Source organism: Cyanobacteria bacterium GSL.Bin1 (assembly GCA_009909085.1).
In the GTDB taxonomy this organism is placed as follows: Bacteria; Cyanobacteriota; Cyanobacteriia; order Cyanobacteriales; family Rubidibacteraceae; genus Halothece.
This window is the reverse complement of the sequence record JAAANX010000026.1, coordinates 15,212-38,229: the sequence shown is the minus strand read 5'-3', so window position 1 is coordinate 38,229 and position 23,018 is coordinate 15,212. Positions and strand designations below refer to the sequence as shown.

Genomic DNA, 23,018 nt, shown 5'->3' with positions numbered 1-23,018 from the left:
GAGAGAAAAACTCAGAGAAATGTTGAACAGCTTAACAACTGAAGTGATTGCTTCGGTAACGGGTTGGCAATTTATTTTGGAAGCACTATCTGTAGCAGGTATTTAGCAAATTGGTATTAGTTCAACTTTAGTGGTCAGTTACTTCTACGGCGTTGCACTAGTAAGTCATCAAGTTTGTTTTGAGGAATAGTATGTTTCTGAAAACTTGGAATTATCCTATTTCTTAGCTTGATGCATTGCTCATTTCTAAGTTGACAGCCCACTAGGTTAAGTATAGGTTAAGCTAAAAGTAAGCTTAATTTAACTAATGATTTTGAAATGAGAAAAAGAAATATACAGTTATCTCCATCTTGGTTTGCTGTTTTTCTGGGGACAATCGCTTTTATCCTGATCCTGGCTAGTGTTACAGGACAGTTAATAATTTATTTGAATGGGATTCAAGATCCCCTAACCCTCAAATTTATTAATCTGGTCAATGTTGACCATGAGAAAAATCTTCCGACTTATTATTCTGCCCTTTTACTACTTTTTTCAGCTTTACTCCTGGCCATTATCACTCTTCTTGAAAAAAGACCAATCTATTGGAGATTCCTTGCCGTCGGATTTTTCTATATGGCATTTGATGAAGTTTTTAGCGTACACGAAGAACTTATATCTCCAATGCGTACACTATTAGGTAACGATAATCTTGGTATTTTTTATTTTGCCTGGGTCATACCTTATTTTTTCCTTGTCTCTATAGTGGCACTGATTTTGTTGAAATTTTGGTTACGCCTTCCTGAACAAACGAAGATCGCTTTCTTAATTGCTGCTAGCATTTACCTTTGCGGTGCTATGGGAATTGAGTTAATTGGTGGATACTTCGCTGAAACCTATGGGATGACAAATTTAACATATCAAATCATTGTCACTATCGAAGAAAGTCTTGAAATTATAGGCGTTATAGTCTTTATCTGGGCTCTACTGGTTTATATAGGTGAGCGCTACCAAGAAGTACAATTCCAGTTCAAGAGAGTGCATCAAAACCAGATTGAATCCTGGAAATAGCGATCGACTTCAGACGCTAAATTGAGTAATGCAGGAACAAAAGACAAGAATTACATAACAGCAATGCGACCTGTATTGAAAAGAAATTTATCCTTCCAATATCGCTGCTGAACGCTCTCGATTAGATTTTACTAAAGAACTTATACCAATTTTTTTGATGCATTAAATTCCCGCAGGATCGGCGGTTAAGACATTCCGCACTGTTGAAACCAACCTGTATCCTACGGTTCACTTTTCCCTGTTTCCTTGCTTACAACGCTATAGTGAAAATATTCAAGCCTTAATTGCTGGGGTTGATCGAGCAGCAGAGGATGTAAGTTTTCTCTTGCTGAAAAAAGGCCCCAAAAGATACAACTGAGACTATACTGAGGTTAGTCAGTCGAGTTTTGAATCAATTGTCGGTACTGGCGATGGGCAACTGGATTTTGTGTCACCTCTGCTAAGCGTAAAGCTGTAAACCCGGAGAAGGGATAGCGGTTGAGGGCTCCATTAATATTTTCCCAAGCTTTGGGATTGCTCAGTTCTCCTTGTAACGCATTTTCTGCTTTCAGGGGAATGCCAAGTTCACCAGCAGTGGTGGCAATCCATCCCACTAAATCTTTCGCCCGAGAATGGGCTTTCAGTTTTTGATCGCGCCCATTGGAAAATTCTACGGCGGTGTAATGCAAAATCACTTCGCGAGAGGTTGCGGTTTTCAGATAATTCGCCACTTGTTGCAGTAGGGGCAGATAACCATAACCAGTGGTCGGACTGTGAAAATTAATGTTGGTTGGAATTAACCCTGTTGTGATTTCAGTAATGCGAGGTGTTTTGGGGTGGGCAATTTGCCAATGAATCCCAGGAATTTTTATGCCCAAAGGAATTTTACTAAACTCCCCCTGTAGCGTTTGATGGGCTGTCTCTAACATCTGTTGACCATGATGAAGCAATGATTGGTGATACCAATCGATGAAGTCTCTCCCATACTGCGTATCCCTGTAGTCGCGCTGTTGCACAAATTGTTCCGGCTGTTGCGGTGGCTGAATATGTTGCCAGAAGGTTAAACGGGTTTGCCAGGCACGATTCACTGTTTCTAAAGTGCCATAACGATCGCGCACATATCTTTGAAAAGACGCCTTTGCCGGGTCACTGTAGGCTTGAAAATAACCGCGATGGGGATAGTGATAATCATCATGGGCATTATAAGAGGGATAGCGCAATTCACTCGCTGAACCAAGACTGATTTGGATTTCGTCAATAATTTCTGCTTGGTCACTATAGCGTTGGCTAAAGGCAACCATGAATTCCTGATATTGCGGAATCACCAATTGATCCGCCCACAACGCAACGACTTCTGGACTCGCATTGCCCTTTTCACTGACATATTGGAGATCTCGCGGGGAAACACTAGGGAAATGGGTCCAAATCCAGGAGGGAATCGGAATCTCACAATCATCACCGACATTCCCGCCACATTGATGAAAGGAGAGAATGGGAATCCAATGTAAGTTTGCCGCTTCAATTTCTGCAACTAAGCGGTCATAATAGTCCCAATTAAATTGTTGATCCCCTTGCGCTTCCACTTTTCCCCACCAGATATCGGTGGCAATGGCATCGATTCCCATGGCTTGCGCGATCGCGAGTTGACGGCGAAATGCCCGCCATTCTTGTTCCATTCTGATTTCTAAAGGGGCAATGGCGTTAAAGTCTTTGACTGGCGTGGGAGAAGTAACCCCTTGCCAGGGAAAAGTCAGCGCGATCGCGGCGATGACCCCAAACAAGAAACGAATTGCAAGCTTGCGTCGTTGCTTCACCTTCAGCAATGATTAATTTTCCAAAAAGATTGTTTTACCGGTTTCTGCAGCCACTCGCGCTGCATCGGCGACTCTCGTTGCATAGTAACTAGATGTAACGGCGACATAAAGCGATTTCCCAGTTGTCAAATAATCAAGCACCAACCCAGTATCTTTGGCAAATAACCCGCGCCGACTCCCCACTGCAATTGGCATTTCTTCCTCACCTCGAATCAGTTTTCCCTCATTGCCATCAAAAATCAAAGTGCCTTCATCGCCATGCAATTCAAAAAGACGGTTCGGTTGCCAAAAGACTTCTCCTTTGCCATAGATGATATCTGCAAGTAAGCCATTGGCAAACTGGAGTTGCGCATGAGTTAAACAGGCAAAATATTGATCTGGGTTTTCTCTGTCCCAATAGCGACTATGACAATTCACAGCATTGACCTTGCCAAATAAGTCTGTAAAGCGATGAAATCGGGATAGTGCCCCACTAAAGGGAAAGCCAAATAACTGCTTGTGATACGTCCATTTTTGCGGCGCCGGACGTTGGGGATTAATCGTACTATAACGGGCATAAAAAACGTTGCCAATTTTAGGCAACCACTCCCGAATGGCATTGTGTAAGCCACCGAGTAATTCAATGTGTTCCACATGAAGCAGTTTGTCTTTTTGCTTGGCTAGGGTGATTAGATATTGCGCTTGTTCCGGATTTAAAGCCAGGGGATATTCTAAAACAACGTGCTTTTCCGCTTCTAAAGCCGCTTGGGCTAACTTCCCATGTTCTGCATTAATATTACAGATGACAACCAGATCCAGATCGGGGTTAGCAATTAGACGATGCGGGGAATCGTAACCGGTAACGCCATAGGTTTGACAAAAAGTTTCTCGGCTTTCTGGGCGATATCCTGCAACTGCAACGACTTGAGCGCGATTGTCTTGGGCAAATGCTTCCGCGCGTTTTTGCGCAGCAAAACCAGTGCCAATAATACCAATCTGAATCAATTGTGTCATAAGTGCCAAGGGATGAAATTGTTATGATATAGGGGACTAGCCAGTAAGAAGCATAAATTGAGAAGGAACGAAATGTCTGCTACTGCTTTGCCACCCAAGTTAGAAAAAATTGTACAACGTTTCAAACGTCGCAGCGATCCGAAACAAAAATATCAGCAATTGCTGTGGTATGCCAAGAAATTAGAAATCATGCCAGAAGAGGCAAAAAATCCCGAAAATAAAGTATCTGGTTGTGTTTCTCAAGTGTATATTACCGCTAGTCTTCAAGATGGTAAAGTTCACTATTTAGGGGATTCTGATGCCCAGTTAGTGAAAGGGTTAGTTGCCTTTTTAATTGATGGTTTAAATGACTTAACTCCAGAAGAAATTTTACAGATTTCTCCTGATTTTATTGAGGAAACTGGTTTAAAAGTAAGCCTGACTCCCTCCCGCGCCAACGGCTTTTATAATATTTTTCAAACCATGAAGAAGAAAGCATTAGGGTTTAATATGGCTCAGTCAGAAGTAACATCCTCTTAAACAGAAGTCATCTCCAATTAGTTATAAGTTAAACTCAGCATTTAGGGGTATGCAAAAATAAATTTAGTCCTGTACAATGTGCTGGAATTCGTTGTTTATTCTTGCCATAAGGCCAGATGATTACTGTGTTCAGCACGACCAATCAGAATTATTTCTTTCCAACTTTTCAACATTTTTTAGAGACAGATTCGTCTTCTCTAGAAGCGGCAGAGTCGATGCTGGAGTTATTTGATCAAGTAGAGCGATTGACTTCTGGACAACCGATCTCTATCGACCCCATTTATCTGATTGTAGGATTTTTTGCTCTCCTTATCATCACCACTATTTTTGTTATTCCAAGGATTCTGAGCTTTCTGGTTTCTCGTTTTCTCCCTTCCGAATTACGAGAAGCCTATCAACAAATCTTTGCCCCTTATCAGAGATGGATTGCGTTATCTTTCTTCCTTTCCATTGGGGATATTGTTTTATTATTAACCCCGGATAAACCCACTTGGTTATACATCAGTGAATTTTTTCTCGGTGGCGCGATCGCGATTAATATTTGTCTTTTAGCGTTTACCCTCTTTGATCAATTTTTTGGGGGATATCTCCTCGATTTAGCGCTGAGAAGCCGAAACAATGTCAACAGTGAGCTGTTAGCCTTTATCAAATTTGTGGCTAATGCTCTGATTATTCTGATTGTTATCTTTATCTTTGCCGAGTCTCATCGCCTTAGTATCACGGGCTTAATTGCAAGTATTGGCGTTGGTGGTTTGGCGATCGCGTTTGCGTCTCAGAAAGTTCTCGAACAAGTCTTATGGACGATTCTTCTATATGTTGATCGTCCCTTTGTGGTCGATGATTATATTCATCTCCAAGATGGCACCTTTGGTCGGGTAGAAGCCATCGGCTGGCGTTCCAGTAAAATCCGTCTTTCGGGGAAAGGAACCCTCGTGGTGATTCCCAATAGTATGCTCACCCAGATGTCGATTGAGAATCTCTCGGGAGCGCAGAAAATTATTACCCTGCTCAATATCTTTTTTGAGCGCAGTATTCCGGAACAAGAAAAGGCATTGGTGCGCCAGATTATCCTCGACAGCACCAAAGATATTTATGGGATTGACCATCGCTTAACGGAGGTTACCTTCCAGGATGTTGGTAACACGAGTAATGGTCGATCAGGGCAAGTGAAAGCGCAGGTGACGTTCTTTATTCTTGGCTCAGGTTCAATGGCGCTGGAAATTCGGACCCAACTCTTAGATGCTGCCCGACGGAACATTAGTAAACGTCTCAAAGATTACGGCATTGGTTTCCAAATTGACAAGAAACCGATTAATGTCGATTCTCCAATGAATATCTAGTCCACATTGAATGAATATTGAAGCGCGATGAATCTACTTGCCTTTAATCCCTTACAAATTCTTCCAGAAAATTGGAAGGTTTCCCAGCTTTTGGAGTTTGACCAACCTACGCGAGAATTCCTGATTCTGTTGGGAATTCGTTTGGCAGGATTATTAATCTGCATTGTCCTTGCCATTCTGGTGAGTCGGGTCACCCCTTCGATTCTGCTGTGGTTTACTGCGCGATCGCTGCCCCCAGAAAAATTTCAAGAATACAAAACCTTTACCGATCCCTTCCGTGATGCTTTTGTGAGAACACTGAGCCTAATCCTCATTGATATTAGTCTCAATTTCCTCAAGAGTTATGAGCCGTTTTATGGCGTGATTAACTTTATTGCTGATTTTGCGGTAATGGCCAGTGTCGCCTGGCTGGTGTCAAGAGTGGCCAAACAAGCGATTCGGATTTATGGTGTAACTCTTCTCAAACGAGTGAGTCAAGAAGTGAACGATCTCATTCTGATTTTTGAAAACACAGTGAATGTGATCATTGGCTTTCTTGCGGTGTTGATTTTTGCTCAAAGTAAAAACTTTAACCTGATTGCCTTACTAACCGGTTTAGGGATTGGGGGGATCGCGATCGCGTTTGCAGCCCAAGAAGCCCTCTCCCAAATTCTTGCCACCATTGTTATTTATTTAGACCGTCCTTATCTTCCTGGAGAATACGTTCGCATTAACTTTGTGGTTACCCAAGAAGATGTTTATGGGCGCATCGAGTCCATTGGCTTACGTTCGACTAAACTGCGGATTTCCGCTACCAATACCTTATTAGTGGTTCCCAACTCCTTGATGGTCACTAAAGATATCGAAAATATCTCTCGGGGAACGAAAGTCATGGTTCTCTTTTATCTTGATTTTTATAATGTTCTGGATGAATCCGAGCGCGCGTTAGTGAATAAGGTGGTTCAAGAAAGTGTCAACAAAGAACTCTTCGGACTCGACCCAGGCAGTACCAAAATTGCTCTGTTTGAACCGGAAGACAAACCGGGAACCCGAGCTCGCATTAGCTTGTTTGTCATGGGATCGAACGAAGAATCAATCATGATCCGTAAACGGTTAGTCGAAATTACTAACAAATCAATCAGCGATCAATTACAAGCCCAGGGGTTGAAATTTGAATTTGCCGAACCCACCACTTATGTCGATTCGCCAGTAACCCTCTAAAAATGACTTGCCAGCAAGTTTTGGAAACTCATGAATTTTCTAGAAACTTTCCAACAGGCCTTAGGAATTGATGCTGAACTACAAAGACAATTGTTAGCGTTTGGCATTCGCCTAGGATGGTTTATCTTATTTACTCTCCTTGCCGTGTTAGTAGGATTAACCTTACCCTCTTTTTTACGCTCCAGTGTTCATCGCTTTGCTCCCGATAGCTTCTTCGAGTCTTACAAGCGTTTAGTGGGTCCCTTGCGCCAATTAGTAATTCGGTCTGGAATTCTTGCCGTTACTGCCATTAACATTAACCTATTTCGAGTTTACCCCGGTTTATATGACTTCTTAAAGTTGGTGGTTTATTTCCCCCTCACCATAACCGTTGCTTGGTTGTTATCCCGAGTCATCCGACAACTCACTCGATTCTATGGGGTGAAGCTGATTCAGCATTTGAATCGGAAAGCAGATGATTTTTTGATTGTGGGTGAAACCGTTGCCAATTTTGTCATTGGTTTCTTTGCGGTTATCTTCTTTGCCCAAAGTCAAAGTATCAATTTGATCAGCCTTCTGACCGGTGTAGGTATTGGCGGGGTTGCCGTTGCTTTTGCGGCGAAGGAGACTCTATCGCAAGTGGTTGGGACAATTATCCTTTACCTGGATCGCCCTTATCTTCCAGGAGAGTATATCCGGGCTAACTTTAATCCCCGAGGTGCAGACATCTACGGGCGAGTGGAGTCCATTGGCATTCGTTCGACTAAAATCCGACTTGCTGCTAAAAATACTCTTTTAATCGCCCCTAACTCACTCATGGTGAGCATGGATGTGGAAAATATTTCCCGAGGCACCAAAGTGATGGTGCTATTTTACCTCGATTTTGCTCGTGTCTTAGATGAGTCAGAATCTGCTTTGGTCTACAAAGTGATTGAAGAAAGTTTTCATAAAGAGCTTTCTGGACTCGATCCCGGAGGCATTCAAATTGCATTATTTGAACTAGAGGATCAACCCGTTACCCGTGCTCGCATTAACTTATTTATTAGAGGATCCAATGAAAAGTCGCTCGCCATCCGAAAACGTTTAGTAGAAATTGCCAACGAATCGATTACTAAGCAATTGCAAACCGAAGGTTTACAGTTTGAATTTGCCGAACCAACCATCTATGTTGATTCACCGGTTCCTCTGTAATTTTTATATTGTATTGCCTTAAAGAAGATAATGGATATTTTAGAAATTTTTCAAAGAGTATTTGCCATTGATGACAACTTTAGAGCAGAACTGATTAACTTTGGGATTAACCTAGGATGGTTTGTCTTTTTTACCGTAGTTGCTATTTTAGTAGGGCGATTGCTCCCCTCCTTCTTTCAATGGAGTATTGATCGTTTTGCCCCAAAAGTGATTGCTGATCCTTATGACAAAGTGGTTGCTCCCTTGCGAGGTTTAATTGCTCGAACGGGTGTTTTAATTATTACCGCTATCAATATTAACTGGTTTCAAGGTTATCCTGGATTATATGACTTTTTACAACTCGTTGTTTATCTCGCCCTAACAATTACCATAGCTTGGCTGCTATCACGGTTAGTACGACAAATGATTCGGGTTTATGGCGTGTTACTGCTGCAACGTTTCAGCAAAGAGATGGATGATTTTCTCCTGGTGGGAGAAACCGTTGCCAATGTCATCATTGGTTTCTTTGCTGTGATTGTGTTTGCCAATAGTCAAAATTTGAATCTGGTGAGTGTTTTGACCGGGGTTGGTATTGGCGGGATTGCCGTTGCTTTTGCTGCCCAAGAAGTTTTATCGCAGATTGTGGGTACGATTGTCCTCTACTTAGATCGTCCTTATGTCCCAGGGGAATATGTCCGTGCTAATTTCAACCCCGCAGCGGAAGATATTTACGGTCGTGTGGAGTCCATTGGCATTCGTTCCACTAAAATTCGACTGGCTGCTCAAAATACCCTTTTGATTGTTCCGAATTCGCTAATGGCAAGTATGGATGTGGAAAATATTTCTCGGGGTACAAAAGTAATGGCGTTGCTCTACTTAGATTTTCAGAAAGTGCTCAATGACCCCGAGCGAGCATTTGTGGATCGCGTTTTAGGAAATAGCCTCAGTCAAATTTTTGGTGTGGAACCGGGAAGTATTCGCATTGCCACCTTTGAACCGGAAGATAAACCGGGAACTCGGGCTCGGGTGAGCTTTTTCCTCCTTAGTTCCAGTAGTAGCTCCCTCAACCTCCGTAAGCGGTTAGTGGAAGTGGCGAACCAAGAAATTGGTAAGCAATTGTCTGATAACCAACTAGAATTTTCCATGGAAGAACCGATGATTTATGTTGATTCGCCAGTTACTAAGTAGTCTGCTTAGGAATTATTAGTTGTTTGTTGTTGAGAGGATTCACTTTCAGCAATTTCTTGTTCTATTTCCTCAATGCTCTCTTCAGGATGACTTTCCGAAATAGCACGAGTACAAACCCAGTTACTCGGTAGCGCAGAGGGCCATCCCATCCGAATTGCCTCAGGGCAAATGGTCATGATGGTTAACTGACAGTCAATGAGTTGGAGTCCTTCTTTTTCCGCTTGCTTAAGACTTTGTTTGAGAATCGAGTCATTATTAAATTCAATGGTGCGATTACATTGAATACAAACAATGTGATGGTGATGATGGGGGTGGGGGCGATTCAGTTCATAATGTTTGTGTCCTTCGGCTAATTCTAACTCTCGCAAAATCCCCATGCGTGTCATCAGTTTGACGCTGCGATAAATGGTAGATAAGCTAATCTCTTCGCCTCGCTTTTGCAGCAAATGAAAGAGTTCTTCTGCACTGAGATGATGGCCACGAGGCAGGTTTTGAAAGACATGAAGGATGGTTTCCCGTTGAGGGGTCAGTCGCCAACCGCGAGAGTTCAGTTCTGCTTTCAGGGAGGATGAGGTATAGGGTTGCCTAACCATAGTTTTCTTGGCAATAAATGCTATATATTGAAAATGATACTCGTTAATCGGCTCACTTGCAACAAGTTTTAATTATTGATAAGCGCAAAGAAAAGTTAACCGCCGATTTGGGACATTGTACGGGTGTAATTTCCTGTCACTGTACCATTATCCCGTTCTTTGAAGTTGATTTCAGGTTTCATGGCAATAATTTGTTTTACTTGCTGACGCATTTGGTGGAAGTTAGGAGAGTTGCGCAGGGTCGTTTTCAGATCAATTTGCCCCGTTTCATTGAGCAAACAAGGGCGCAGCCAGCCATCAGCAGAAAGGCGCATCCGGTTGCAGCGATCGCAGAAACATTCTGACATTTGGGAGATAAAACCAAGGGTACCTTTAGCCCCTGGGATCTCGAAGACATCTGCCGGACCATTGCCATGCACTTGAGAGGTTTCTAAGCCCCATTTTTGACGAATGTCTTGACGAATTTCTTCTGAGGGAATCCAAGCGCGATCGCTGAACCATTCGCTGTTGCCAATGGGCATAAACTCAATAAACCGCACGTGCCAGTTTTTTTCAAAGGTTAGGGCAGCGAGATCTAACACTTCTTGATCATTCACTCCCGGAATGACAACAACATTGAGCTTGAGAGGATCAAACCCAATAGCATGGGCGGCTAAAATTCCATTCCAGGTTTGTTGCCAACGACTGCGCCCATTGTTACCAATAATGCTATCAAAATTGGCTGGATTGAGAGAATCTAAACTGATATTAATGCGTCGTAATCCTGCATTATACAAAGGTTGAGCAAACTTTTCTAACAGAAAACCATTGGTGCTAATCGCTAAGTCTTGGGTTTCAGGAAGGGCAGTAATTGCTTCAACAATCTTAACCAGATCAGGACGCAATAACGGTTCGCCTCCGGTTAAGCGAAATTTATTAAAACCAAGAGGGATAAAAACTTTTTTGAGCAGAGTAATGATTTCTTCTTGGGTGAGGAGATTTTCTTTCAGGAGATAAGCGAGTTCTTCCTCACTCGGCATGCAATACTGACAGCGAAAGTTGCAGCGGTCAATTAAACTGATGCGAAGATAATCAATCGTTTGCATAAGGCATTTTTATCTTTTAATTTGCGACTGAATTGGGAGCAAGATTAAAAATCAATCTTAATCGAGCCTCTCCTAAAACACTTTCTGGCAAGCCTAACACTTTTGCCGGCTCATCATAGTAATAAATTGAACCCTTATGATTAAAGCATCAGGACTGGAAGATAAAAACGCTGATCACTCAGTAAATGAATCCTGCATTAGCATTCAGCCCCATATTGGCAAAACACCGCTACAGCAACGACAGGGTAGAGGTGGAAATGATGCTTACTGCAAACCTCAGCACAACAATAACTTCATTAATTGTTTGCAGAATTAATTCGAGCTCGCTCTTGTCAAGAGAAGGTCACTGAATTGAATTGGCTTACAGGAATCGCCGTAAAGCCCACGTGCTTTTAGTCGTGGGATATAAGGCGGTGAGTTGAAGGCTACTCTTCGAGAAGTCGCTTCGCGCCTACGATAGCCTGAAAACGAACCAATTCGATTAATGACTTTTTTGATCCTCCACATATCGCTTAATCGTATCACCTGAAACTTGATTCGCAGTAGAGACAAAATAGCTTCTTGTCCACAGGCTTGGAAGTTTTTGCTTTAACCAAGGATACTCTTTTCTTAAGAAGTGAGAAGAGTATCCTTTAACTTTGTGCATAATTTGATAAGGAGCTAATCGAGGGTGAGCATTAACAAAGAGATGAACCTGATCGTAATGAGTTTGTAGAGCAATAACCTCGCATTCTATCTCCTCTACTGCTTGATAGATTAACTCTTTCAGTCTTTTGTCTAAGTGACCATCTAATATTTTTCTTCGTCTCCTTGTAATCCACACAAAATGGTAGTTCAAAAGAGAAACCGATGTGTTATCGTGTCGATATTTTTGATTCATGTTGGATTACTGGGTTGTCTATTGATCTGTTATTATAGACATAATGAAGACAATAAAGTTCAAACTCTACCAACACAAGCGAAATCGCTATCTTAAGCGACAAATTAATACCGCAGGGGTAATCTACAATCACTGTATCGCCCTTCATAAGCGGTATTATCGTATGTTTGGAAAGCATTTGAACGGTGCTAAACTTCAGAAGCATATTGCCAAGTTGAGAAAGCGAAATCCTCAATGGCAAACGTTAGGCTCTCAATCCGTTCAAGATATTTGCCAACGAATTGAAAAGTCCTACCAGTTGTTTTTTAAGCACAACAAGAAAGGGGTTAGACCGCCTAACTTTAAGAAAGTAAAGAAATATAAATCATTCACGCTTAAACAAGCTGGCTACAAGTTTCTTAGTGGAAATCGGATCAAAATCGGAAAACGAGTCTATCAATTCTGGAACTCCCAACCCATTGAGGGGAAAGTCAAAACCGTAACGGTTAAAAGAACTCCATTAGGTGAGTTATTTTTAACAGTTGTTGTCGATACTCCTTCTCCGCAAGAGATTAAATCTGAGACGGGTCAAATCGCTGGATTTGATTTTGGGTTAAAGAGTTTTCTAACTTGCTCGGAAGGATTTGAGATTCAGTCTCCTCTGTTCTTAAAACGTTCCTTAAAAAAGATTAGAAAAGCCAACAAACAACTATCCCGAAAGGAGAAAGGTTCAAGAGGTCGAGAGAGAACAAGAAAACATTTAGCTCGTTGTCATGAGAAAGTAGCCAACCAAAGAAGAGACTGGTTCTGGAAACTTGCTCATCAGTTAACCGACCAATTCGACACTCTCTATTTTGAAACCTTAAATCTTAAAGGAATGATGCGTATCTGGGGGAGAAAAGTCTCTGATTTAGCATTAAGGGAATTTCTTGATATTTTAGAGTGGGTTGCGCTCAAGAAAGGGAAACAAGTTGTTTATAGAGACCAATGGTTTCCTAGTTCTAAAACTTGTAGTCATTGTGGATATGTTTTAGAACCCTTGGAGTTGAAAGTTAGGGAGTGGGACTGCCCAAGCTGTTATACTCGTCATGATCGAGATTTAAACGCAGCTAAGAACCTAAAAACAGGCGGGATTCCGTCTGTGGGAGTAGGAAGTGTAAGACAGGCTTGTCCTGCAACTTCTGTTTGAGTCCTGAATCCCACGCGCTTTTAGCCGTGGGAGTGGATCAATCAAAGAGGAGTTCCGAAAGTAGTCGTCCAGTAACTGTTGTAGTTAACTGAACCTGTATCATTGGCTAAATATTCATAACCAACACCAATTTCAGTTAAGTCAGAATTTAGAATATTGGCACGATGTCCTGAACTATTCATCCATCCTTGGACCACGGCTTCTGGCGTTTGATAACCTGCTGCAAGATTTTCGGCAGCCCTTGCATATTGATAGCCGGCATCCTCAATGCGATCAAACGGTGAAGACCCATCAACCCCATAATGACTGAAGAAATTATCACCGGCCATACTTTCACTGTGGAGTTGAGCCGCCTCAGATAATTGACGATCCATTTGCAGCGGATCTAAATTTGCTTGTGTCCGTTCCTCATTAATGAGATCGACAACTTGATTGATGAAATCAGGATTCATTTTTTCCTCACTATTCATTTGTTTTTCGCTGGGCATCGAAGGAGTTCCAAAGGTAGTTGTCCAGTAACTGTTGTAGTTAACCGAACCCGTATCATTGGCTAAATATTCATAACCAACACCAATTTCAGTTAAGTCAGAATTCAAGATATTGGCACGATGCCCGGAACTATTCATCCATCCTTGGACTACTGCTTCTGGCGTTTGATAACCTGCGGCAAGATTTTCGGCAGCCCTTGCATATTGATAGCCGGCATCTTCAATGCGATCAAACGGTGAAGATCCATCAACGCCGTAATGACTAAAGAAATCATCATCGGCCATACTTTCACTGTGCAGTTGGGCCGCCTCAGATAATTGACGATCCATTTGCAGCGGATCTAAATTTGCTTGTGTCCGTTCCTCATTAATGAGATTGACAACTTGATTGATGAAATCAGGATTCATTTTTTTTCTCGATGAGGATCAAATATGAGAATAGCAAATCGATGTCATTGGTAGCAATTTTAATTGAAATGAATTTCGTTAATAGTGTCGTAAATTTTTTTCTAAATCTTAGAAAGCTTCTTGAGTAAGGAGTTTGGTCTTTTAGCCTCTAATACGCCCCCTTTCTTTAATCTTCGGTTTTTACTGATTGTTTGCTCTAAAAATAAGTTTATTTCCACACATAAAATATCGTCTTATGTCAACAGAACCTAGTGCAACGCGGTAGAAGTAACTGACCACTAAAGTTGAACTAAAATCAATGCTTCGAGCATTCGCTAACTGGTTAACTATTTTCGCCAGGCTGCCCTAGTGTAATCTCCAGTTGATGAAATTTTCAGAAAAAATAGCCTGTTAATTATTTGACGGACGGATTAATATTTTATGCCCTATAATACTTGCTGCTAAATCCTACAGATAGTGGCGCGCCATCATACTGACAAGATACACCGATCTTTAACTTTCTCTTGTGGTCGTAATAGGTGTGGAAGTGTATCTGTTTACGAGCTAGTTCCAACTCGGCTGGGTTAATACTAAGTACTCCTAAAATTGCCCCAGAATCAAACGGTTGGCTCTGACTCCAAGGCTTAGTCTTTTTTAGTTCAATATCTACATAATTAATAAAATTGCCTTCTGCTTCTAACAGCATATGAGCTTGCTCAGAGTCAACGATAATGTTGCCTACTTTATTGGGTTTACCGTTGACTGCCCTTGCCGCATCCGCGATAGACATCCCCATATACTGAAAAGGGCGATAGAAGGGTGAACTCAGTACAGACAATCCATAATCAATAACTGCTCTATCTATTGCATCCCCAAGTGTCAATGTTCCGAGATAATCACCATTTTTAGGAGTAACAGAGGCATGTGAATTAACTATTGAAGCAATTTGGCTGGGTAAGATTTTTATAGCTTGCCCAAACCGATTTTGGATAGGAACTGGAATTGAGACTGTTTGTTGTTCTTTCCAATTTTTATCAAGTGAATTGAGGAAATCTTGGGGGAAAGACCAATAAAAACAACCGTTTTGACGATCAACGACAATTAAGAATGTTGGATTTAGCTGAAGCAACCAATAATTGAGGGTGGCAACTTTAATAGGAACTGTAATTGAATTACTTTCTACTTTAGCTTCTTCTTTCCCTTTACATTGAATATTAAACAACTTTCCAGTTGGGTGCTCCCCCTGCATAATTTCACAAATGAAGTCGATGCCCAGATCTCTTTCTTGAGGGACAGGAATAACGTTACAAAACTCAGCAAAAACAGAGTTGAGTAGATCAGCAGCACTTACACCAATCTTTTGAGACTTAGTACGTTTAGGTAACTTGGTCATTACGGCGCTAGAGATTTTCCAACAATGTTAACTCAGCCTCAATTTAGGGGGGAACAGATAAGGGATATCAGTCCTGATTTAGCTGTCTAACTATTAGTTATGTTGCAACTGCGGTATAACGTTGTTGTATTATTAACAAATAATTTGTGACTAAGAAAGATGTACTGAATTGATAAGGTCATGACAGAGATTGTCCAAAACATTACTGTGTAATAAACTAGCCGTTTTTTTGGGCAGATCGTCAAGGTAAAAGCGCGATCGCGAATGAGGATAGTCCCAACCGGAGGTACCGATGTGGATGCAGTCGGTGTATTTCATGGCAAGCGTCCTCCCCAATAATGCCTCAATCTCCTTTGTGAGCAAAGATACAATGACTTTGAGGGAAAAGTAAGGACCGATTTTTGTGGGATGGCGGCGCGCTCTCTATTAACTTTGTTCTCGGTTAGACTAATAACTGTTTTTGCCAAAAATCAAGGTCACCTCATCTTTCACAGATATGGCCCACTCTTCTTTATTGTCCCCAACCTTTTTTCAACAGTCGGCAGTAACCGTTGCGCAACAACTCCTTGGCAAACAGTTAGTGCGACAATATCAAGATCAGTCGATGACCTCGCTCCTGATTCAAGAAGTCGAAGCCTATGATGGGGTGACAGACTTAGCGAATCATGCGGCAAACGGAAAACGCACCCCGAGAAATGAAATCATGTTTGCGGTTGGGGGCTACTTTTATCTGTATTGGTGCTACGGGGTTCATCTGATGCTGAATGTTGTATGCGATCAGACGGAATATCCGGCTGCGGTTTTGATTCGAGGGGCAGGTAAAATTAATGGTCCCGGCAAACTGACTAAGTTTTTGCAATTAGAGAAAAGTCTCAATGGGAAACCCGTGCTTCCTGAACATGGGCTGTGGTTTGTGGATAGGGGCGTTGAGATTAACCCCTCAGAGATCAGAACGACGCCGCGCATTGGTATTAGTAAAAACGCTGGCGAATGGCGCGATCAACCCTTCCGCTTTGTATGGCAGCCAGAAGCAAGGTGAGAAAAGTAAAAAACTCTGCTATTAATGGCGAGTTCCTTCTGCCCGCACTGTAATTGTATAAGAGGGTCGTTGCTTGCTCTCTCGCTGCGATCGGACAAGGCGAAAATCTCGGTCAATATAAAGATGTTCTAGTTTGGGCTTGGCTTTAGCAGCGCCTTTTAACTGCTGCGAGGCTTTTTGCGTTGCTTTTTTCGAGAAGGGTAATTTAACGTTTGTTGCATTGGCGTCCATTTCCTCTAGGGGAGATTTCATAACTTTTTCAAACCAAGCCTGAGCTTTTTCGAGAGTAAGGCTGGATGCTCCTAATTTCAGTGCTTGCTTAATCGCAACGTTTTCAATTTGCCACGCTTCTTCTGCAATCTCATATTTCTGAATCAACATCAGGTCATAAGCAAGGAGGTTCAGAGAAAAATTACGTAATAGGGGGAAATTCATTCCCGGCGCATAACGGGCGATATTGGCATAATATCCATCTTCGCGAAAGATTTGATAAGATTGCTCCCGTCGTCGCCCGGGTAACACATCTTGAAAGGGAATGGTTGACCACACGGGCGTCCACACTCCAACCACAAGTTGCGCTTGTTCTTTGAGATCAGGAACCGGGTTGCGAGTGGCTAACTCTTCTGCCATTGGGGAAAGCGTCTGCTGATAGAACTTAATTTTTTCCGAAAGAGAATCTGTATCATGAGGCTCAGCGATTTCAATTAACTGTTGTTTGAGCTCTTCTGTACTGTAATCGGTTAGGGGCTTAGTCTCGGGAACTTTATTCTGTACCATGGCTTTTTGCAGAAAGACTGTTACGCTTCTTAACACTTGCACTACTTTTAGTGTATCTTTCCGCTCTATAAAACTTACTCAAACTTAACTATTTGATGTTTACTTCCTAGCTGGGAGTCCATTGACTTTACCACCACTAGGCTTGCACGGCTGAGCTATCCGCACTTAGCTCCGCTTCCTGATGCTTCCTAGACGGAAGCTCAGGTCGGAGCTCTAGATTAATCGCTGCGTTTAAGTCACGATCAATAGAGAGACCACAATTAGGACAATCATAAGTTCTTTGATTAAGTGGCATCTTCTGTCTGTGTCCACAATTAGAGCAAATCTGCGAACTTGGGTACCATTGGTCAATTAGCGTTAACTTACTGCCATACCATTGGCATTTGTATTCAAGCTGGCGACGGAATTCGTAGAAACCGCCCTCGGCAATCGCACCCGCTAGTTTATGGTTTTTGAGCATTCCAGATACATTTAAGTTCTCGATTTTCACTTCTCCGTGGTTCTTGGCTAAGTGAGTCGTTAACTTGTGTAAATGATCGGCTCGAACGTCAGCGATGCGCTTGTGCGCTTTGGCTAATTTAAGTTTAGTCTTTTCACGATTCTTACCTCCTTTCTGGCGACGGCATAACTCTTTTTGCAGTTTGGCTAGTTTCTTTTTGGCGCGACGATAGGCTTTTGGATTCGGGTGAGTTGTCCCATCACTCATGGTTGCCAAAGTATTAATTCCGACATCAACACCAATACTGGTTTTACTTTTGGGATGAGGTTGAGGTTCACACTCAATCTTGAAAGAAATGTACCAGTCTCCCGCCCGTTTACTAATAACTACGTTCTTTGGTTTAACAGGGGGTAGTTGCTCGTGACTCCTGACCCAACCGATTCGTGGGAGTTTAATCCAATCACCTGAAATCGTGAGACTTCCTTCTAAATAAAAGCTATCTCTGATATTTTTCTTTTTGAATTTAGGGAAACCGGTTCCTTTGACTTTCCACACTCGCTTAAACGCCTGATCTAGATTTCTTAAGGCTTGTTGGGGCGCGCATTTCGAGACTTCATAATACCAATGATTAACTGATTTCACTTCTGCGACTAACTTTTTGTGTAAGTTAACCGCCGTCGGTCGTTTTCCTCCAGACTCGTATATCTCTTTACAAGTCGCTAATCCCCAATTCCAAGCATGACGAGCAACTCCTGCGTGTTTTGCCATTAGTGTCCGTTGTTGGTTATTAAGTTTTAGTTTTGTCTTAAAGCCTTTCACCGACTTGTTTTAACTCCTCAACAATCTTTTGATTTTTATGACTCCTACTACCATAGAGACGAGCAGAAAACACTGTTATGATTTCTAGAACGTCCGTTGCTAAATCCTCTTCAAAGCTCGTGTCTTCGGTGCGGTTAATGATGACAATTTCAACACCAAATTGCTCGCACAAGCTAAACACCAATTCAGCGCCGAATCGAAGTAACCTATCTTTGTGAGTCAGTACCAGTCTGTCAATTTCCCCGGAAGTGATTAATCGTAGAAGGCGTTTAAGACCGCGCTTGCTGTAATTCATACCTGAACCGAGGTCTTGAATAATTTCGTGCTCCCAACCATTTTGAGCGCAGAAGAGTTCAATGATCTCCTTTTGACGCTCCAGGTCTTGTTTTTGCTCATGACTACTCACTCGGGCATAGCCAATGGTGTATGCTTGATGAGATTCCACGCCAAGAAGCTGAGACATAGAGTATCTCCGATGACCTGACTCGGTTCGCTCAGGAATTAACTTACCTTCTGCTTCCCAACGTCTGAGTGTTGATGGAGATACTCCTTTAATTTTTGCTGCTTCGGAAATACTAAACTTACTCATAACCCTATGATAGCACAATAAATAATCAAATTTAAGTAAGTTTGATTAGAAAATTAGGTTCTGCTATTAACCCCTTGAATTTCACCGATAAAAAGACCTCTCTTGTGAGTAGAGAGGTCATATCAGCGGGAGAGAACAAATGAGATTCGATATCTGGGCTTAGTTTTCCTGATTCGGCTGGAGTAAACTGACTAAATGCCCGTCTGGGGTTCGCATTGCAGCGACTTTGCCAAAAGAAGGCTCGCGAATCCGACCTTCTAAGGTTCCCCCTAAAGACTCTAAAGCATTGACACTCGCTTGTACATCATCCACCTGAAAACTAAGAATGGGTGAGCTGCCTCCATTGGCGCCTTCTGCAGCATGGAGCGCGATCGTTGTCCCCTCAGCGTCTAATTCTGCCCAAGCGGGGCTATTTTTTTTGATGGGTAAACCTAAGCCTTCTGAGTAAAATTTAGCCGCAGCGGTTACGTCATTAACCATCAACATGACGTGTTTGAAGGTTGCACTCATTTAGATGCTCCACAATTTAATGTATGACCTTATGCCATCGTAACGGGTCTGCTGCTCAAGTTCGATTATGTAGTGGCGAACAAATTATAGCAGGATCACAGGAATCGTTATAATTCTTAACAGAACCAAAGCGGTTCATTTTTACTCACAGCTAGACTTCCGATGAGATGAATTTTTGGGGTTACTCACCAGCAGCACTTTTAGATCAGCGCGATCCAGAACTTCTTCAATCCCTGATCCCGTTTTGGCAATTCCTTTACGACTGGTATTTTCGGGTGGAAACAGAAGGTTGGCACCATATTCCTAAAACGGGACGTTTTTTATTGGTGGGTTCCCATAATGGTGGGTTGGCTGCCCCAGATCTTTCTATGTTTTTGCTCGATTGGCTACGTCGTTTTGGTGTTGATCGACCCGCTTACGGTTTAATGCAACGAGAAGCTTTTACGTCTGAAAGAATGCTCGCTTCTGTTGCGAGATTGGGTGCTGTTCCAGCAACAGTGCAAATGGCAACGGCTGCTTTACATCGCGATGCACCAGTTCTCGTTTATCCGGGTGGCGTTGATGATGTATTTCGTCCTTACAGTCAACGCAACCAGATTGAATTGGCTGGGCGTAAAGGGTTTATCAAACTGGCCTTAAGAGAGAATATTCCGATCATTCCCTTAGTTTCAGTTGGGGCGCATGAAACATTACTTATTCTCAGCGATTGCAAAGAGTTGATGCATTTCTTGCGTGAGTTCGACATCGTTGATGCAAGTACTCCCATGACCCGAGTTTTTCCCATTTATCTCGGTTTACCTTGGGGGATTGCCATGGGCTTTGTTCCCAATTTTCCTTTACCCGCTAAAATTTATACGCGAGTTTGCTCTCCCATTTATTTTCAAGGTTCAGGTCGAGAAGCAGCGCGCGATCGCGCTTATGTTGATGCTTGTTATCAGGAAGTGTATCAGCAGATGCAAACGTCTCTGGATGAGTTAGTTACGATTTCCGAGAGAGATTAATCCTTAGCATCAAATCACTTGCTCAAACTTGATGCCTAGCAATCAAGATCAAAAGCGTTTTCTCTTCTTTGCGTGTTTGGTTTTGCGACCCGTTACCCGTCGTCGCCACATCTTAAAGCTAGACTCTTTCAACTGGCTTCGCATCAACTCAATCACTTCTTTTTCCTTGAGACCATATTGAGTCTCGATGGCTTCAAAAGGTATATCGTCCTCCCAAGCCATCTCGATAATGCGACTAATATCTTCTCGACTCAATTGCTTTTGCTGCATTGCACTTGCTACTAGAATTCGTTTGATCGCAGGTCAGCCTTCTGAAGTAGAAGGCATTCTGTTTAAGTGGTCAAAGGGTGTTCTAGATTGAAACTTCATCTGATGTTAGCGAGGAAGGTTGTTACTCGCATAGGTGTCGAGTCCGTAAGCAGGGGTCCGCTCATTATAATCAACTTCCTGACCCGTAAAGGATTGTGAAAGCTGTTCAAAGGACTCAGAACGCCAGTTCCGTTCGTGAATCGGCTTGGTTTGTTCGCCACGGAAATAGGCTTGAGTGCCAATCAATGCTGCTGCAACCCAACCGACGACAAATAATGCAATTAACCAAAACATAGTTATTTCTCCTTATATTGTTAAACTTTGTTAACTTACACCTATATTATGTAAATTTTTATAACAATTTATATCTCCTAAAAGATAGATCTGCTAAGCAGGGCTTGTTGAACAAAATTTAAACGGCTACAACATCAATACCTGAAGCGTCGCCAGACAGGAAGCGGAGAATGGAAAAATGGGTGGAAAAATGTGGCACTGGTTGAATCGGCGCTTATGATGCTGCTCTTATTTGGGCTATTCTACTTCCTCTGGAGACAACTACGAACTCGCTATTTTCAATCCTCACCCTGTCAAAGCCTTGATGTCTGGGAAGGATCCCATCGTCGATTGGCTGAGAAGAGTCAGGAAAAAAGATTCTTCCGAAAAGTGAGGAAAAAGCTGAAGGGCTGAAAACCTCAAAGTACCACTAAATTTTTAAGGCTTGCATCCATTCCCATTCCCGACGTAACCCTTCTTCGAGCTTCACTTGAGGAGTATACTGTAAAATCTTTTGTGCCTTGGAAATTTCCGCAGAGGTATCTCTGGCATCGCCTCTTGCTCTTTCTTGATAGGTTCGCTGAATTTTCGATCCAACCACCGCTTCCATCTGGTCTAATACCTCATGTAAAACCACTCGGCTGCCTCCACCAACATTAAACGCTTCTCCTACTGCACCGGGAACAGTAGCTGCTGCTAAATTAGCAGCGATCGCGTCACTAATAAATGTAAAATCGCGGGTTTGTTGACCATCTCCATAAATGCCAATGGGCTGCTGCTTTAAAATTGCCCGGAAAAACTTATGAAAAGCCATATCCGGTCGCTGTCGAGGACCGTACACCGTAAAATACCGCAAAGCTGTAGCAGGCACCGCAAAATTTTGATGATATTGCCAACATAATTGTTCGGCAGCGAGCTTAGTAATTCCGTAAGGAGAAACCGGTTGGGGACAAGTCGTTTCTGGCGTGGGTAAGGTTTCTGCATTGCCATAAATAGAAGAACTAGACGCATACACAAAGCGCTTTAAATCCTTCGCTCCTTTTGCCGCCTCTAGCATTACCTGTGTTGCATTGAGATTGCGTTCAGTATAAAAATGAAAATCCTGACCCCAACTTGCTCTAACCCCAGCTTGAGCGGCTTGATGGAAAACCACCTCAGTTTCCTGAAGCAGTGTTGACCAATCTAAATTCAAAATATTGTCTTCAATCAACTTAAATTGGGAATACTCCAACGCCTGAGTCAAATTTTTTCGTTTCAAGTCAGGATCGTAATAATCATTAAACTCATCAATCCCAATGACCGTTTCTCCCCGCTCTAATAAAACTTCAACCAGATGAGAGCCAATAAAACCGGCTGCCCCAGTAACAATATATTTCCCCATAATATAATCTAATTTAATAAAAATTGAGTTAAATATATACCCTGACCAAGTGATTTGCTAATCTATTTAATCAATAACATAGTCAGGAGATTTTGGGCAGTAAGACTGAAGATAATGATTAAAAGTTCCTCATCAGGAGGTTTGAAAAGTTAGGTGTATTTAACGTAGTTGTCCAATGAGCCTGGAGAGATAGAGTTGATAATATTAGATTAATCCTTGGTTCTTGCTGTCCGCTGAGAGCTATACAAGTTCTATGAGCACAAGCAAGGTTTCAAGTTTACTTGTATGCAACGAGCCAAAACCCACCCGGTTTTCTCTGAAAAAGGGATGGGCTGCTAATTATGTTTCTCTTTAATTGTCTGCCTTCAAGATTTAAGAACAGAAGTGAATCCGGTTGAACCGTCTCAAGAAGAGGAATTTTGGCGAAGGGGAATATTTATTCAACGGCATAAGCCACTTGTAACGCCCAAATAATCAAAGCCGCGATCGCGCCGAGAACAACAACAGAAGAAACAGCGACGATAACTGGCTTATCTGCCCCACTAAATTTCATAATTCCGCGATCGAGATCAGACATGGCATTTTACTCCTTCGGCTCTGAAATAACTTTTAACACTTTAAATTTTATCTTAACGTGAGCAAGAAGACCTCGCTTTTA

General features: G+C 42.3%; 23 protein-coding genes and 2 pseudogenes. 9 read left to right on the top strand and 16 right to left on the bottom strand.

The window, feature by feature from the left end; translation table 11 throughout:
- The first annotated feature begins 318 nt into the window (after positions 1 to 318).
- Positions 319 to 1,047, top strand: a complete 729-nt coding sequence (locus tag GVY04_01355; GenBank protein ID NBD14821.1) for a hypothetical protein — start codon at positions 319 to 321, stop codon at positions 1,045 to 1,047.
- A 371-nt stretch (positions 1,048 to 1,418) separates the two neighbouring features.
- Here the strand turns inward: GVY04_01355 and GVY04_01350 are convergent, their stop codons facing one another.
- Both GVY04_01350 and GVY04_01345 read right to left on the bottom strand, forming a co-directional pair.
- Entirely contained in the window at positions 1,419 to 2,849 is a 1,431-nt protein-coding gene (locus GVY04_01350; GenBank protein ID NBD14820.1) for a family 14 glycosylhydrolase, read from the bottom strand.
- 3 nt (positions 2,850 to 2,852) lie between these two features.
- The gene (locus GVY04_01345) at positions 2,853 to 3,833 is read right to left on the bottom strand and encodes a Gfo/Idh/MocA family oxidoreductase (protein ID NBD14819.1); all 981 of its coding nucleotides are present in this window, start codon (positions 3,831 to 3,833) and stop codon (positions 2,853 to 2,855) included.
- Positions 3,834 to 3,905: 72 nt separating this feature from the next.
- Between GVY04_01345 and GVY04_01340 the strand changes: the two genes are divergently transcribed.
- From GVY04_01340 to GVY04_01320, 5 genes are all read left to right on the top strand, one after another.
- Positions 3,906 to 4,352, top strand: a complete 447-nt coding sequence (locus GVY04_01340; GenBank protein ID NBD14818.1) for a SufE family protein — start codon at positions 3,906 to 3,908, stop codon at positions 4,350 to 4,352.
- Positions 4,353 to 4,468: 116 nt separating this feature from the next.
- Positions 4,469 to 5,692, top strand: a complete 1,224-nt coding sequence (locus GVY04_01335; GenBank protein ID NBD14817.1) for a mechanosensitive ion channel — start codon at positions 4,469 to 4,471, stop codon at positions 5,690 to 5,692.
- Between the two features lie 27 nt (positions 5,693 to 5,719).
- Positions 5,720 to 6,892, top strand: coding sequence for a mechanosensitive ion channel (locus GVY04_01330; protein NBD14816.1), 1,173 nt, complete (start codon positions 5,720 to 5,722; stop codon positions 6,890 to 6,892).
- 30 nt (positions 6,893 to 6,922) lie between these two features.
- A complete protein-coding gene (locus tag GVY04_01325) occupies positions 6,923 to 8,062 on the top strand; it encodes a mechanosensitive ion channel (GenBank protein NBD14815.1) in 1,140 nt (379 codons plus the stop codon).
- Between the two features lie 30 nt (positions 8,063 to 8,092).
- Positions 8,093 to 9,229, top strand: coding sequence for a mechanosensitive ion channel (locus GVY04_01320; GenBank protein NBD14814.1), 1,137 nt, complete (start codon positions 8,093 to 8,095; stop codon positions 9,227 to 9,229).
- Between the two features lie 5 nt (positions 9,230 to 9,234).
- Here GVY04_01320 and GVY04_01315 read toward each other — a convergent pair whose 3' ends face one another.
- From GVY04_01315 to tnpA, 3 genes are all read right to left on the bottom strand, one after another.
- A complete protein-coding gene (locus GVY04_01315) occupies positions 9,235 to 9,822 on the bottom strand; it encodes a transcriptional repressor (GenBank protein NBD14813.1) in 588 nt (195 codons plus the stop codon).
- A gap of 95 nt (positions 9,823 to 9,917) precedes the next feature.
- Positions 9,918 to 10,907, bottom strand: coding sequence for a GTP 3',8-cyclase MoaA (gene moaA, locus GVY04_01310; protein ID NBD14812.1), 990 nt, complete (start codon positions 10,905 to 10,907; stop codon positions 9,918 to 9,920).
- Positions 10,908 to 11,388: 481 nt separating this feature from the next.
- Positions 11,389 to 11,787: an IS200/IS605 family transposase gene (tnpA, locus tag GVY04_01305; GenBank protein ID NBD14811.1), complete on the bottom strand. Its 399-nt coding sequence runs from the start codon at positions 11,785 to 11,787 to the stop codon at positions 11,389 to 11,391.
- 43 nt (positions 11,788 to 11,830) lie between these two features.
- On the opposite strand from tnpA, the gene GVY04_01300 reads away from it, so the two are divergent.
- Positions 11,831 to 12,955, top strand: a complete 1,125-nt coding sequence (locus tag GVY04_01300) for a transposase (GenBank protein NBD14810.1) — start codon at positions 11,831 to 11,833, stop codon at positions 12,953 to 12,955.
- Between the two features lie 41 nt (positions 12,956 to 12,996).
- Here GVY04_01300 and GVY04_01295 read toward each other — a convergent pair whose 3' ends face one another.
- From GVY04_01295 to GVY04_01280, 4 genes and pseudogenes are all read right to left on the bottom strand, one after another.
- Complete coding sequence (locus GVY04_01295) at positions 12,997 to 13,407, bottom strand: CAP domain-containing protein (GenBank protein ID NBD14809.1); 411 nt, start codon at positions 13,405 to 13,407, stop codon at positions 12,997 to 12,999.
- Between the two features lie 39 nt (positions 13,408 to 13,446).
- Positions 13,447 to 13,851 (bottom strand): annotated as a pseudogene (locus GVY04_01290) (CAP domain-containing protein).
- A 418-nt stretch (positions 13,852 to 14,269) separates the two neighbouring features.
- Positions 14,270 to 15,223, bottom strand: a complete 954-nt coding sequence (locus GVY04_01285) for a DUF4365 domain-containing protein (GenBank protein ID NBD14808.1) — start codon at positions 15,221 to 15,223, stop codon at positions 14,270 to 14,272.
- A gap of 150 nt (positions 15,224 to 15,373) precedes the next feature.
- Entirely contained in the window at positions 15,374 to 15,541 is a 168-nt protein-coding gene (locus GVY04_01280; protein NBD14807.1) for a hypothetical protein, read from the bottom strand.
- Between the two features lie 178 nt (positions 15,542 to 15,719).
- Here GVY04_01280 and GVY04_01275 point away from each other — a divergent pair, with 178 nt between their 5' ends.
- Positions 15,720 to 16,262 carry a DNA-3-methyladenine glycosylase gene (locus tag GVY04_01275; GenBank protein ID NBD14806.1) on the top strand — a complete coding sequence of 181 codons (543 nt, stop codon included), beginning with the start codon at positions 15,720 to 15,722 and terminating at the stop codon, positions 16,260 to 16,262.
- A gap of 21 nt (positions 16,263 to 16,283) precedes the next feature.
- Here the strand turns inward: GVY04_01275 and GVY04_01270 are convergent, their stop codons facing one another.
- From GVY04_01270 to GVY04_01255, 4 genes and pseudogenes are all read right to left on the bottom strand, one after another.
- Positions 16,284 to 17,039 carry a hypothetical protein gene (locus GVY04_01270; GenBank protein ID NBD14805.1) on the bottom strand — a complete coding sequence of 252 codons (756 nt, stop codon included), beginning with the start codon at positions 17,037 to 17,039 and terminating at the stop codon, positions 16,284 to 16,286.
- Positions 17,040 to 17,250: 211 nt separating this feature from the next.
- Positions 17,251 to 18,297: pseudogene (gene tnpB / locus GVY04_01265) on the bottom strand (IS200/IS605 family element transposase accessory protein TnpB).
- Entirely contained in the window at positions 18,284 to 18,886 is a 603-nt protein-coding gene (locus GVY04_01260) for an IS607 family transposase (GenBank protein ID NBD14804.1), read from the bottom strand. The pseudogene tnpB and the gene GVY04_01260 overlap by 14 nt, the downstream one beginning before the upstream one ends.
- 159 nt (positions 18,887 to 19,045) lie before the next feature.
- Positions 19,046 to 19,396, bottom strand: coding sequence for a VOC family protein (locus GVY04_01255; GenBank protein ID NBD14803.1), 351 nt, complete (start codon positions 19,394 to 19,396; stop codon positions 19,046 to 19,048).
- Between the two features lie 167 nt (positions 19,397 to 19,563).
- On the opposite strand from GVY04_01255, the gene GVY04_01250 reads away from it, so the two are divergent.
- Positions 19,564 to 20,397 carry a glycerol acyltransferase gene (locus tag GVY04_01250; protein ID NBD14802.1) on the top strand — a complete coding sequence of 278 codons (834 nt, stop codon included), beginning with the start codon at positions 19,564 to 19,566 and terminating at the stop codon, positions 20,395 to 20,397.
- Between the two features lie 48 nt (positions 20,398 to 20,445).
- Here the strand turns inward: GVY04_01250 and GVY04_01245 are convergent, their stop codons facing one another.
- From GVY04_01245 to GVY04_01235, 3 genes are all read right to left on the bottom strand, one after another.
- On the bottom strand, positions 20,446 to 20,667 hold the full coding sequence (locus tag GVY04_01245) for a TIGR03643 family protein (GenBank protein NBD14801.1): 222 nt from the start codon (positions 20,665 to 20,667) through the stop codon (positions 20,446 to 20,448).
- Between the two features lie 105 nt (positions 20,668 to 20,772).
- Positions 20,773 to 21,000: a hypothetical protein gene (locus GVY04_01240; protein NBD14800.1), complete on the bottom strand. Its 228-nt coding sequence runs from the start codon at positions 20,998 to 21,000 to the stop codon at positions 20,773 to 20,775.
- 409 nt (positions 21,001 to 21,409) lie between these two features.
- Complete coding sequence (locus GVY04_01235; GenBank protein NBD14799.1) at positions 21,410 to 22,360, bottom strand: NAD-dependent epimerase/dehydratase family protein; 951 nt, start codon at positions 22,358 to 22,360, stop codon at positions 21,410 to 21,412.
- Positions 22,361 to 23,018: the final 658 nt, after the last annotated feature.